Here is a 13,963-nt window from a genome sequence, read left to right on the forward strand (position 1 = left end):
ATTAACGTACCTTCAATGTTGCCAGGCCAATCAGCACTAGCATCAGAGAAATAATCCAAAAACGCACAATAACACGCGGTTCTGGCCAGCCTTTCAATTCATAATGATGGTGAATAGGTGCCATACGGAAAATACGCTGCCCGCGCAGTTTAAAAGAACCCACCTGTAAAATAACTGACAGGGTTTCCACCACAAATACACCGCCCATAATCACCAGTAGAAACTCTTGGCGTAGCAACACAGCAATCGTCCCCAGTGCACCACCTAATGCCAAAGAGCCCACATCACCCATGAAAACCTGAGCCGGGTAAGTGTTGAACCACAAGAAACCTAACCCCGCGCCAACAATCGCAGTACAGACGATAACCAGCTCACCAGCATGGCTCAGGTAAGGGATATGCAGATAGTTAGCAAAATTGACATTACCTGTCGCCCATGCCACCAAAGCAAAACCAGCCGCTACAAAAACGGTTGGCATAATTGCCAAACCATCCAATCCGTCAGTCAAATTCACTGCATTACTGGTTCCGACAATCACAAAGTAGGTCAACAGAATATAAAGCACACCCAGTTGCGGCATCACATCTTTAAAGAATGGCACGACCAATTGTGTTGCCGGAGTATCTTTACCGACACTGTACATGGCGAATGCCACACCCAATGCCAGGATGGACTGCCAGAAATACTTCCAACGGGCAATCAACCCCTTAGTATCTTTGCGCACAACTTTGCGGTAATCATCCACGAAACCAACAATACCGTAACCAATCAGCACAATCAGCACGCACCAAACATAGGGGTTATTCAAGCGTACCCATAACAGTGTAGAAATCGTAATTGAAAGTAAGATCAGCAAACCACCCATCGTCGGCGTACCACGTTTGCTAAAGTGAGATTCCGGCCCATCGTTGCGAACAACCTGCCCAATTTGTAATTTTTGCAGAAAGGCGATCATACGCGGCCCCATCCACAATGCGATAGCCAAAGCAGTCAGCAGGCTGACGATAGCCCTAAACGTCAAGTAAGAAAAGACGTTAAAGCCGGAGTGATATTTGACCAAATATTCGGCCAGCCAAACTAACATGTGAAGCTCTCCTGTAATGCGTGGACGACATCTTCCATTGTGGTATTACGCGAACCTTTAACTAACACTGAAAAGACTTTGTGTTGTTGTAATAGTGGAACCAATGTTGCGATCAATGCGGCTTTATCCGCAAAATGCTGACCACAACCGCTCGCTTCACTAACATGAATACTTAATTTACCCACACTGAACACGCTATCGATACCGTTAAAAGCTGCGGTTTCCCCAATCTGACGATGGTAATCTGCTGACTGCTCACCCAATGCCCCTATATCGCCAACAACCAACACTCGGTAACCCGGCATCTGTGATAACACCTCGACCGCGACGGTCATTGAGCCAACATTGGCGTTATACGTGTCATCAAGCAGCAATTTTCCTTCTGCCAGATTGATTGGAAACAACCGCCCTGGTACCGCTTTCAACTCAGACAAGCCCAGACGAATATCTCGTAGGGTTGCACCAACAGAAATTGCCAACGCACTGGCCGCTAACGCATTAGCGACATTGTGTTTCCCAGGCAACGGCAAGTTGATTTCTGTGCTACCAATAGGCGTGTGCAAACAAAAATCCGTAGTCAGTTGTTTAACCTGAATATCTGTAGCGTAAAAATCAGCACCTGATGCTTGTTGCATGGAAAAACACTGTACTGTGTTATCGCCAATAACCTGCCGCCAGTGAGCCCAATCATTGCTTTCCATATTGATAATGGCCGTCCCTCTTTCTGGAAGACCGGTAAAAATCTCGCCTTTAGCTTTTGCAATACTCGCGAGAGAACCAAAATCCGCTAAGTGCGCAGCAAACAGGTTATTGACTAATGCTGTTTCTGGCTGGGTCATTTCTACGGTATAGGCAATTTCACCAATATGGCTGGCACCTAGTTCAACCACAGCAAACTCATGTTGTTCTGTTAGTCTGAATAATGTCAGCGGCACACCGATATCATTATTCAGGTTACCCGCGGTATAGAGCGTGTTACCACATTGGCGCAAAATCGCCGCGGTCATCTCTTTTACCGATGTTTTGCCGGACGAACCCGTCAACGCAACAACACGAGCATTACTTTGCTGGCGGACCCAACTCGCTAATTTACCCATTGCTAAACGAGTATCTTTAACCACGACCTGTGGAAAATTAACGTCCAATACGCGGCTGACAAGCAAAGCACCGGCACCCGCGTTTACTGCGTCAGCAAAAAAATCATGAGCATCAAAGCGCTCGCCTTTCAAGGCAATAAACAGATTGCCATTGCCAACCTGACGGCTGTCAGTAGTCACATCACTGATACAAATATCTGCCGCCTGCTGTTCAGTCACCTGATTCAATACGCCGTCCGTTACTTGTGCCAGTTGTTGCAAATTGAGGGAAATCATGCAATTACCCCCAGTAACCGAGCAACAGTCAACCGGTCTGAGTAATCCAGGCGACGATGGCCTACCAATTGATAATCTTCATGGCCTTTACCTGCTATTAATACAACATCATCTACTTTTGCCTGCATAATAGCGCTGGTTACCGCTTCAACACGGCCATGAATCACTATCGCACTCCCCGGATCAAGAAAACCCATCAGAATATCAGCAGCAATTGCCTGTGGTTCTTCATTGCGCGGATTATCATCAGTAACAATCACATAATCGGCCCACTGCTCTGCAATACCTCCCATCAATGGACGTTTACCTTTATCACGATCACCACCACAACCAAAAACACACCAGAGCTTACCTCGACAATGCAAACGTGCAGCCACCAAAGCTTTCTCCAGTGCATCAGGTGTGTGAGCATAATCAACAACGACAGCTGGTTTGCCCGGTGCAGTGAATACTTCCATTCGCCCACAGACAGGTTCTAGGCAGGAAGCTGTTTCAAGCAGTTTTTCCAGCGAATAACCCAGAGCTAATAGGGTGGAAAGTGCCAGCAATAGGTTGCTGACATTAAATGCCCCCATCAGGGCACTATCAATCGTACCGCCACCCCAACTGGACTCGAAGGTAATAGAGACACCTTTATCGTGATATTTTATTTCACGCGCCGCCAACCAACGCCCCTGCCAGTTTTCTGGCAGACGGTTTTCCATTGTTACAGCAACCGCTTGCGGTAAACGAGATAACCATTTCAATCCAATCTCATCATCAACATTAATGATTTGTTGTTTCACATTATGAGTGGAGAATAGCAGCCATTTAGCTGCTTCGTAGTGTTCCATATCACCGTGATAATCAAGATGATCACGGCTCAAATTGGTAAACACTGCCGCCTCAAACGGCAACGCAGCTACACGCCCTTGAACCAGTCCATGAGAAGAGACTTCCATTGCTGCAAAAGTCGCCCCTTGCCGAACAAGTTGTTGCAAATCCAGTTGGATATCAACAGCAGAGCCAGTGGTATTTTCACTTGGCGTCACACGCCCCAGTAAACCATTACCGACAGTTCCCATCACGGCACTGGTTTCCCCCAATCCGTGACTCCACTGAGCAAGTAATTGAGTAGTGGTTGTTTTACCATTGGTTCCGGTTACACCAATCAAGTGCAATTTATCACCAGGGTGACAGTAAAACCCACCAGCTAACTGTGACAACTTATTATACAAATCGTTCATATAAACAACCGGAACACCATGCATAATCTGTATAGTTCCGTTATCAACCTCGCCCTGGGCTTCTGCAATAACCGCCGCAACCCCTTGTGCGATGGCCTGAGGAATGTAGTGTCGACCATCTGCTTGATGCCCTTTAACGGCAACAAACAGATCTCCGGCAGCCGATTTACGGCTATCCAATGTCATTTCGCGTAATGCACACTCTGGGGCATCAATACCCAATGGCGCAAGTAAACCGCGTAGATTACGATCTGCCACCTGTATCCTCTTTCTTATTAATCACAAATTCATTTTTATCATCTGCCGCCAAAGCATCCGGCTCCACATTCATGATGCGCAGAACACCGCCCATAATGGCACCAAATATCGGCGCAGAAACCGCACCACCGTAATACTTACCTGTCTGTGGATCGTTAATGATCACAACCAGTGCAAATCTTGGGTTACTTGCCGGAGCGATACCTGCGGCATAAGAGATATATCGATTAACATATTTGCCATCCGGCCCGACTTTCTTCGCAGTACCGGTTTTGATTGCAATCCGATAACCTTTTATCGCGGCCCGTACTCCACCGCCGCCAGGCAAAGCCACACTTTCCATCATATGAACCACCGTTCGCATGATTGGCTCGGGAAATACTCTTGTGCCAGGCACAGGTGGATCAACTTTAGTAATTGACAGAGGACGATAAATACCCAAACTACCAATCGTTGCATAGACCCGCGCTAGCTGTAACGGCGTTACCATCAGCCCATAACCATAAGAAAAGGTAGCCCTATCAAGATCTGACCACCGCTGTTTTCTTATTGGATATAAGCCACTACTTTCTCCGACCAACCCCAGATTGGTCGCTTTTCCTAGTCCAAAGCGTGAATAAACATCCACTAATTCTGTCGCGGGCATCGCTAACGCTAGCCTGGAAACACCGACGTTACTCGATTTTTGTAAAATACCGGTGATGGATAATTCTGGATAACGGGATACATCTTTAATTTCCTTACCGCTTACCCTATAAGGTATTGTGTTAATAACAGTATTTTCTTTGATGATACCTTCATTAAGCGCAGCCATGACCACCATCGGCTTAACAGTGGAACCTGGCTCGAAAATATCAGTGATAGCACGGTTACGCATCACTTCTTTTGGCGTATTGATACGATTATTTGGGTTATAAGATGGGCTATTTGCCATTGCCAACACTTCTCCGGTATTAACATCCACCAATACCGCTGTACCGGATTCCGCTTTGTTAAAGGCCACCGCGTTGGTCAATTCGCGGTAAACCAGCGCCTGCAAACGTTCATCAATGCTCAAAACCAGATTGTGGGCCGCCAGACTATCAACAGATGAAATATCTTCGATGACACGCCCAAAGCGGTCTTTACGTACAGTCCGCTCACCTGGTTGACCCGTCAGCCAACGATCAAAACTTTTTTCTACGCCTTCAATACCCTGACCATCAACGTTGGTCACGCCAATAATATGTGCAGTTACCTGTCCTGACGGGTAATAACGCCGAGATTCTTGACGCAGATAAATTCCCGGCAATTTCAATTTATGAATGTAATCGCCAACCGATGGGTTAACCTGACGTGCTAAATAAACAAAACGACCTTTCGGATTAGCACTAATTTTGTCGGTAAGTTGCTCAACAGGCAAATTAATGGCCTCAGATAAAGCTTTCCAGCGGGTATCATCTGTAATCCCTCCTTTTTCAAACACCTCTTTCGGATCTGCCCAAACAGCGTTGACTGGAACGCTGACAGCCAAAGGCCGCCCCATACGGTCACTAATCATACCGCGAGCTGTAGGGATTGATTGCACGCGCAGGGAACGTAAATCACCTTCTTTAACCAGTTGATCCGGATTAATGACTTGCAAATAAGTCACTCTCAGCAATAAGCCAATTAAAGCCACGGCAATCCCCCCGCACAACAAAGCAAAACGCCAGCTAACAAAACTGGCTTTATCTTCTTGCCTTTTTAACTTCACGGGGCGTGTTGCTTTCATCGCTTACCTTTTTAATAATTAAATTAACTCACTGTGAAACAACAATATTTTCCTGAGCAGGGTTAACATGCTGCATATGCATTTTTTCAACGGCTATCCGCTCAACCCGGCTGTGATCACCCAAGGCATTTTCTTCGAGGATCAAATTGCGCCACTCGATATCTAGTGCATCACGTTCCACCACCAGATGCTCTCTTTCAGCCGTCAACAAGCGGGTTTCATGTGCAGTGGTTACAACAACCATGGCCGAAACCAGTACAGCGACTAGAAGAATTAACGGTATTTTGGCATTCTTGAACAAATCGCTGCCGATAATACCGGTTAATCCGTGACGTTCACCTGCCATTATTCACTAACTTTTTCAGCAAAACGCAAAACAGAACTACGAGCCCGTGGGTTATCCGCCACTTCTTCCTCTGAAGGTTTCATCTTGCCAATCGATTTCAAGCTACGCCCACCTCGTGCTTTCAGTTGCTCTTCTGTTAGTGGCAATCCTGCCGGTACTTGTGGCCCTCGACTATTCTGACGAATAAACCGTTTAACAATACGATCTTCCAGCGAATGGAAACTAATCACTGAAAGTCTCCCCTGCGGTGCAAGCACTTGCAACGCGCCATCCAGCGCCTGCTCAATCTCTTCCAACTCACTGTTGATATAAATCCTAATAGCCTGGAAGCTCCTGGTTGCTGGATGCTTGTGTTTTTCTTTTACCGGGCTGGCCTGAGCAATCAAATCGGCTAGCGCTTTTGTGCGGGTAATTGGCTCTTCCTGATTGCGTGCCACAATTGCTCTGGCAATGCGTTTGGCGAAACGCTCTTCACCAAATGTTTTCAATACCCAGGCAATATCATCTGCTGTTGCGTTCATCAGCCATTCTGCTGCTGACTGTCCGCGAGTCGGGTCCATCCGCATATCTAGCGGCCCATCACGCATAAAAGAAAAACCGCGTTCCGGATCATCCAACTGAGGCGAAGAAACACCTAAATCCAGTAATACACCATCAATTTTGCCGATTAGCCCAGCTTTTTCTGCATAGTGAGCCAATTTAGAAAATGGCCCATGTACTATTGAAAAACGGGGATCCGTGATCGCTTTAGCCACTTCAATCGCCTGAGGATCGCGATCAATGGCAATTAAACGACCTACCGTCCCCAATTGCGACAAAATCAGACGTGAATGCCCACCACGGCCAAATGTGCCATCAATATAGATTCCATTTTCACGAATATTCAGTCCGTTGACTGCTTCATCCAACAATACGCTGGTATGTTTAAAATGACTATTTGCCATATTTATAGAGATAATTCCTGTAGCCGTACTGATAAAGGTTCCTGTGTGGATTGCTCAGCCGCAATATCATCTTTAACCTGTTGATACCAAGTCTGTTCATCCCACAGTTCAAATTTGTTGAACTGACCAACCAGCATAACCTCTTTGACTAGCCCTGCATGCTGACGCAATGTATTAGCTAATAAGAGACGTCCTGCACTATCCATCTGGCATTCACTGGCATGACCTAAAAGCAAACGTTGCACCCGACGCTCCGCCGGATTCATGCTGGATAAGCGAGAAAGTTTTTCTTCAATAATTTCCCATTCAGATAATGTATAAAGCAACAAGCACGGTTGATGAAGGTCAATGGTACAAACCATTTGCCCTTGTGATTCCTCATTTAGCATAGCCCGGTATCGGGTAGGTACGGTGAGCCGCCCCTTGCTATCGAGATTAATCTGCGTTGCTCCACGAAACATCCTCAGGCCACCCCTGGTGATCAAAAATTACCACTTTATCCCACTAATCCCCACAATAAGGAGTTTACGGATGGGACGAAAACCTTGTCAAGCCAGAGCCGATGCGCTTTAGCTATATTTGACGGCAGGATTTTAGCTGTTGGGAGGCATAATGATTAAATTTAGCAATATCAAAAATAATTAACACCATGATAATTCTGAATAATTTAACAAGCACAGGGAGAATAAATGTTTACGGCAAAATAATGAAAAAATAGTTGTGTGATTAATTTATTTACATAATTTACATTTCATTACTATTTAACCATTATATAGCAATATTTATCATTTCATTTGATGCATTCAACATTAAAACTAAGCTAGCAACAAAAAAACCTCAAGATAAATATTATTAAAATCAATTTAATATATAAAAAACAGTAAAATACAAAAGTAAATAGACAAATCTCAAACTCAAATAAACGCTGTTCCATGCTCTTCTTTCTACTGAATAATTTATGTATGAATGAAATTGCTATTTGATCGCACTGGGCAAGGGTTTACGGTGGTTTTTGCTAAAACACGCAACGTAAGAGCTGCTTTAAAGTTGCCCTTACACACTTCTTTTAAGACAAATCCGACAACCAAAACCCCTCATCAGAAAATTAATGAGGGGTTTTTATCATATTTTTCGGCTCAAGCTTCCTCGCCGACATAAGTCACGATGTATCCGTGTGATACCTGGCCCTGGCTTCTGCTTTTCATCTAGACTTGCTAACACCAGTTCCAATACCCGTTCAGCAATTTCCCGATGACGCTGCGCTACAGAAAGCACTGGACATTCAAGGAAATCCAATAATTCATGATCACCAAAAGTTGCAATAACCAATTTATTTGGTAAACGGCCGCTGTGTTTTAGCGTAACATCCATGACTCCCTGTAACAGGGCAAAAGAGGTGGTGAACAACGCTTGTGGCATTGGATGAATTTCTAACCATTTAGTGAACACTTCAGCAGCCGCATCACGCTCATAACTGTTTGAGTAAAGATACATCACTTTACGAGGGTCATCTTTCCATGCTTCACGGAACCCCTGTTCACGCAGAAAACTGACTGATAATTCAGGTAATGCACCGAGATAAAGCACAGATTCAGCCGGGAATTGACGAAATTCTTGTGCCAACATCTTTGCATCTTCAAAATCATCACCCACGACGCTGATAAAGTGTTCATTTTCGAGTGCCCGATCGAGAGCAATAATAGGCAAAGAACGATTTGCCCAGCGTTGATAAAAAGGATGCTCCGGCGGTAATGCGGTAGAAACAATCATTGCATCCACCTGACGTTGCAACAGATGTTCAACACAGCGTATTTCATTATCAGGTTGGTCTTCCGAGCAAGCTATCAATAACTGATAGCCACGCTGACGAGCCTGACGTTCCAAATAATTAGCAATACGGGTATAGCTGGTATTTTCTAAATCTGGGATAACCAAGCCAATAGAACGGGTACGTCCTGCACGGAGACCGGCTGCCACAGCATTAGGATGGTAATTATGCTCTCTGACTACCGCCATCACTTTTTCTACCGTTTTATCACTGACACGGTATTGCTTGGCTTTACCATTAATTACATAACTGGCCGTTGTGCGTGAAACACCTGCAAGGCGGGCGATTTCATCCAGTTTCACATTAACTCCTTATAGACCCCGAAAAGGCCCTACTTTATCGCAGAGCCTGATAAATGTATGCATATACCCGTCATCTTTTAAGTTGCCTCTTTGTTGGCTGCACTCACTCACCCCGGTCACATAGTTATCTATGCTCCCGGGGATTCGCTCCTTTGCCGTCGCGATGCATCTTAAAATCCATAGGGTATATAGCCCCGCAGTTTGCGATTTTTCATCGCATGATTTTATCCCCGCGAGAGACGCCGACAATACCCGAACGAGCAACTTCAACAATTTCAGCAACATCTCGAACAGCATCGAGAAAGGCATCCAATTTATCGCTGGCTCCTACCAATTGCACAGTATATAAGGTCGAAGTCACATCAACGATCTGCCCACGGAAGATGTCAGTACTACGCTTGATCTCTTCACGTCCATAGCCACTGGCCTGCAATTTAACTAGCATAATCTCACGCGCTACATGAGAACCTGATTCCAACTCGCTGACTCGTAACACATCCACCAGCTTGTGCAACTGTTTTTCAATCTGTTCAAGTACCCTTGCATCGCCTTTAGTCTGAATTGTCATCCGCGATAATGTCGGATCATCAGTTGGGGCGACAGTTAAACTTTCAATATTGTAGCCACGTTGGGAAAACAGACCAACAACACGGGACAAAGCCCCTGATTCGTTTTCAAGTAATACAGATAAAATCCGGCGCATAATCAGGTTCTCTCCGTTTTGCTTAACCACATCTCATCCATTGCTCCTCCACGGATTTGCATAGGATATACATGTTCAGTTTCATCCACTGTGACATCAACAAACACCAGCCGCTGATTTTCAGTCACCTCTTTCAAGGCTTCCGCCAATTTACTTTCCAATTCATCATAACGTTGGATAGAAATGCCAACATGACCATAAGCCTCGGCCAGTTTGACAAAATCAGGTAGGGACTCCATATAAGACTGAGAGTGACGGCCAGCATAAATCATGTCTTGCCACTGTTTTATCATCCCTAGGAAACGGTTATTCAAGTTTAGAACCAGTACCGGCAACCTATATTGCAATGCTGTAGACAATTCCTGAATATTCATCTGAATACTGCCGTCCCCCGTAACACAGACTACCGTCGCTTCCGGGTTCACCAATTTAACGCCCAAAGCAGCCGGTAAGCCAAATCCCATCGTTCCCAAACCACCGGAACTGATCCAACGCCTTGGCTTATCAAATGGGTAATGCAATGCAACAAACATCTGATGCTGTCCAACATCTGAAGTGACATAAGCTTCCCCTTTCGTCAGACGATAGAGAACCTCGATAGCAGCTTGTGGCTTAATTTTTTCACCGCTGCGATCAAAATTGAGACATTTACGGCTACGCCATTGCTGAATAGATAACCACCAATCTTTTAGCGCATCGGGATCCTGTGTGTCTTCCACCGTCTCCAACAACGCCAGCATTTGCCTAAGCACCTGTTTAGCATCACCAACAATAGGTACATCTGCGGAAACCGTTTTCGAAATTGATGTTGGATCAATATCAATATGTAATACCGTTGCTTCCGGGCAATATTTTTCCAGATTATTGGTTGTACGATCATCAAAACGTACACCGACAGCAAAAATGACATCTGAATTATGGATTGCTTTGTTAGCTTCGAATGTACCATGCATACCGAGCATTCCCAGGCTTTGCGGATGAGTTGCAGGGAAACTGCCTAATCCCATCAGGGAGCTCACAACAGGGATATTGAATTTTTCCGCCAATGTCAGTAATTCTGCTGAACAATCTGCGTTAATCACCCCCCCGCCTACATATATGACCGGTTTTTTCGCACTCAATAGTTTTCTTAATGCCCGTTTAATCTGCCCTTTATGTCCTTGAATTGTTGGATTATAAGAACGCATACTTATCTGATCAGGATAAATATAGGGTAATTTTACTGCCGGATTTACCGTGTCTTTCGGTAAATCAATAACTACGGGTCCCGGACGACCACTGGAAGCTAGATAGAAGGCTTTTTTCAGTACCTTCGGAATATCCTCTGTTTTTTTCACTAAAAAACTGTGTTTCACGATCGGGCGGGATATCCCTACCATGTCACATTCCTGGAATGCATCATTACCAATCAGGGAACTGGCGACTTGACCGGACAATACAACCATCGGAATTGAATCCATATAAGCGGTGGCAATACCTGTAATAGCATTAGTTGCTCCTGGACCGGAGGTGATCAATACCACACCAACCTTCCCGGTAGAACGAGCATAACCATCGGCCATATGAACCGCCCCCTGCTCATGACGTACCAGGATATGCTCAATGCCCCCAACCGTATGCAGGGCATCGTAAATATCCAGTACTGCCCCTCCCGGATAACCGAATATATGCTCAACGCCCTGATCAATTAACGATCGGACGACCATTTCAGCTCCTGATAACATCTCCATAGGTTTTCCTCCAGGCTCTGTTTGCAAGTTGATAAATCGGAAGTGACTTCCACTTTTATTTTGGTAAGACCTGACAGCTTCTCAGCTATTGCTGCTGCTAGACCAATTAACATAACGCTAGAAACGGGTGTTAGCAATGTGAGTACAAGGCAGAATAACCACTTTCTGACAATTCAAGATGTCTCTTGCAAGCGTTATCTTACTATCAAGAAGCTAAAGGTAAGTGGAATATGAGTGGCGATGCCTAAAAAGAATGACAACGTATAGGTATTATCCAGTATATATACGATAAAAAACTAAAAAACAGTTTTCAAAATCATTTAAGTCATCGAAGTATGAATTTGATAAAGGGAATACAGACAAATGCCTCAGATAATTCGACCATCATTTCCTCGTTTTTGGATGATCGTTACGAATAATTAATTTAGGTAAAATCTATCTACCTCATTTTAATTATATAATATGATATACCCTATGGATTTCAAGTTGCATCGCGACGGCAAGGGAGCGAATCCTCGGGAGCATAGCGAACTATGTGACCGAGGTGAGTGAGCGCAGCCAACAAAGAGGCAGTTTGAAAGATAACGGGTATAGAAGCTATTATTTTTCCTGCCATCTCAGTCTCAACTATTCAATATTTACCCAAAGATTTTAATGTGTGATTTTTATACTCAGATACACAAATTAAATAATAAGTAAAAAATCATCATCTCCCCAGGAGATGATTTAAGGCTGACAATCAAATGGTAATTTAAATTAACCAGACCATTTGGTTACAATACAACCAAACCATATCATTAAAATTATTTATCAAAGGCAATAATGAGTTATGATATAGATAGTTCAATTTTAACTTCTAATAACACCGATTCAGCTTCTTACCGTCAACCTGATAGGATAGACTAGTAGAATGAAATATATACTTTTACTGATAATCGTATTATTTACCAATGCATGCGCAGAACCGATGGAAACAAATGTTCCTAGAACTGTATTTGGTGGAATTAAATATATAGGTATGGTTAAGGAACTTCCACTGAAAGTACCGAGAACAGTTGAAGAGTTTCAGGAACTGGAAAAACAAGCTCAGAATGGTAGCACGGATGCCTATTTTTTATTAGGAAAACTTTATACTGACAATTCATTAAAGGAATCAGAAAAGGATTACCAAAAAGCCATAGCGTATTATGGTAAGGCATTAGAATTAGATAAACACCATGCGGAATCTTTATATAATCTCGGTATAATTTATAGTTTTGGTTATGGAGTACAAGAAGATCAAATAAAAGCCAATGATCTACTTAAGAGAGCTGGAGATTCTGGAATAATCAATGGATATCAGATAATAGGGGTAAATTATTTACATGGTTCAGGGAATAGCCCGCAAGATTTAGAAAAGGCATATCATTATATTAAAATAAATGCTGAAAAGGGCACTGTGGAAAAAGGAATATCTCAAGAAATAATAAATCATTGGGATGAATTCTTAATTCTCATGGGATATCAATCCATACCATTAGTAGAAAAAAGTAACTAAAAATATACTTATAATCCCGCTCTGTATTCAGAGCGGGTTATTTTACAGTAGGTAAATAATATTTTGACAACTTATTTAAAACACACAAAGTCCATCATAATTACATAAAACATGAAAAAACCTATCACATTAATTTATATAAAGAAATTCTGATTCACAACATTGAATTATCTTTTAATACCTTTTCTAGCTTAGGAAAAACAGTAAAACCGTCGCGATCTAAGAAATGGCCGCCATCAGGGAAACCATATAATTCAGCCCGGAGCTGCTGACTTAAATTTAATGTAAACTGTGGCGATACAATCTCATCATTAAGCGATAATATCACTATTCGCTGATTTATTTTTTGCATGAGGGGACAAAAATCCAAGTTCTCCTGAGTAAATATACTTAATTCAGGTAAAGTTGATAGCTTTTCATAAAATCCTGAAATCAATACAATCCCCCCAATATTTACATTATCAGGTAAAGATGAGATATAACGGAGTGTGGCAATACAACCCAGACTATGCCCGATAAAAAGCGTTTTTTCATCAGGATTAGACACACTTTCCTGCAACTTTTCTTGCCATAAATGAGGTGAAGGAGCATGAGATTCAGGCATCTCCGGCACAATCACATGGGCATTTAACCGTTCATATTGACCTTTAAGCCAAGGAAACCAATGATGATCAGGAGTCGCCATAAGACCATGAACAATAACTACATTATCAAAATTCATCAATTCACCTAATTATACAAATTATATTTTATTTATCATACAAACTTTACCATTATCTTACTAATATATTTATTACAGGAATAGCATAATATTGTCAACCAATATATTCTCTATAATTAACCAAGAAAACAATGTTAATTTAATAAAATTATATTCAT

12 protein-coding genes are annotated in these 13,963 nt (G+C 43.2%); 1 reads left to right on the forward strand and 11 read right to left on the reverse strand.

Translation table 11 applies throughout. The features are described from left to right. Position 1 precedes the first annotated feature (1 nt). The 10 genes from mraY to ilvI all read right to left on the reverse strand — a co-directional run bounded on the left by mraY (position 2) and on the right by ilvI (position 11,547). Complete coding sequence (gene mraY / locus D3222_RS03900) at positions 2-1,084, reverse strand: phospho-N-acetylmuramoyl-pentapeptide-transferase (RefSeq protein WP_118984962.1); 1,083 nt, start codon at positions 1,082-1,084, stop codon at positions 2-4. Next, positions 1,078-2,457 carry a UDP-N-acetylmuramoyl-tripeptide--D-alanyl-D-alanine ligase gene (gene murF / locus D3222_RS03905; protein ID WP_118984963.1) on the reverse strand — a complete coding sequence of 460 codons (1,380 nt, stop codon included), beginning with the start codon at positions 2,455-2,457 and terminating at the stop codon, positions 1,078-1,080. The genes mraY and murF overlap by 7 nt, the downstream gene beginning before the upstream one ends. Further along, positions 2,454-3,941 (reverse strand): UDP-N-acetylmuramoyl-L-alanyl-D-glutamate--2,6-diaminopimelate ligase, encoded by a 1,488-nt coding sequence (gene murE, locus D3222_RS03910; RefSeq protein ID WP_118984964.1) that lies wholly within the window; start codon positions 3,939-3,941, stop codon positions 2,454-2,456. The genes murF and murE overlap by 4 nt, the downstream gene beginning before the upstream one ends. After that, positions 3,928-5,694, reverse strand: a complete 1,767-nt coding sequence (locus D3222_RS03915; protein WP_118984965.1) for a peptidoglycan glycosyltransferase FtsI — start codon at positions 5,692-5,694, stop codon at positions 3,928-3,930. Before D3222_RS03915 ends, murE begins: the two co-directional genes overlap by 14 nt. Before the next feature lie 28 nt (positions 5,695-5,722). Next, complete coding sequence (ftsL, locus tag D3222_RS03920) at positions 5,723-6,043, reverse strand: cell division protein FtsL (RefSeq protein ID WP_118984966.1); 321 nt, start codon at positions 6,041-6,043, stop codon at positions 5,723-5,725. Further along, positions 6,040-6,984 carry a 16S rRNA (cytosine(1402)-N(4))-methyltransferase RsmH gene (rsmH, locus tag D3222_RS03925; protein ID WP_118984967.1) on the reverse strand — a complete coding sequence of 315 codons (945 nt, stop codon included), beginning with the start codon at positions 6,982-6,984 and terminating at the stop codon, positions 6,040-6,042. Before rsmH ends, ftsL begins: the two co-directional genes overlap by 4 nt. Before the next feature lie 2 nt (positions 6,985-6,986). After that, positions 6,987-7,445 carry a division/cell wall cluster transcriptional repressor MraZ gene (mraZ, locus tag D3222_RS03930; protein WP_118984968.1) on the reverse strand — a complete coding sequence of 153 codons (459 nt, stop codon included), beginning with the start codon at positions 7,443-7,445 and terminating at the stop codon, positions 6,987-6,989. Positions 7,446-8,106: 661 nt separating this feature from the next. Then, positions 8,107-9,114, reverse strand: coding sequence for a catabolite repressor/activator (gene cra / locus D3222_RS03935; protein WP_118984969.1), 1,008 nt, complete (start codon positions 9,112-9,114; stop codon positions 8,107-8,109). A gap of 211 nt (positions 9,115-9,325) precedes the next feature. Continuing rightward, positions 9,326-9,817, reverse strand: coding sequence for an acetolactate synthase small subunit (gene ilvN / locus D3222_RS03940; RefSeq protein WP_198672740.1), 492 nt, complete (start codon positions 9,815-9,817; stop codon positions 9,326-9,328). Between the two features lie 2 nt (positions 9,818-9,819). Beyond that, on the reverse strand, positions 9,820-11,547 hold the full coding sequence (gene ilvI / locus D3222_RS03945; protein ID WP_118984970.1) for an acetolactate synthase 3 large subunit: 1,728 nt from the start codon (positions 11,545-11,547) through the stop codon (positions 9,820-9,822). A 967-nt stretch (positions 11,548-12,514) separates the two neighbouring features. Here ilvI and D3222_RS03950 point away from each other — a divergent pair. Further along, positions 12,515-13,084 carry a tetratricopeptide repeat protein gene (locus tag D3222_RS03950; RefSeq protein ID WP_198672735.1) on the forward strand — a complete coding sequence of 190 codons (570 nt, stop codon included), beginning with the start codon at positions 12,515-12,517 and terminating at the stop codon, positions 13,082-13,084. Positions 13,085-13,238: 154 nt separating this feature from the next. On the opposite strand, the gene D3222_RS03955 is transcribed toward D3222_RS03950, so the two are convergent. Beyond that, positions 13,239-13,805 carry an RBBP9/YdeN family alpha/beta hydrolase gene (locus tag D3222_RS03955; RefSeq protein WP_118984972.1) on the reverse strand — a complete coding sequence of 189 codons (567 nt, stop codon included), beginning with the start codon at positions 13,803-13,805 and terminating at the stop codon, positions 13,239-13,241. Between the last annotated feature and the right edge of the window lie 158 nt (positions 13,806-13,963).

The sequence above is a fragment of the Photorhabdus sp. CRCIA-P01 genome (assembly GCF_003545805.1).
Lineage (GTDB): Bacteria > Pseudomonadota > Gammaproteobacteria > Enterobacterales > Enterobacteriaceae > Photorhabdus > Photorhabdus antumapuensis.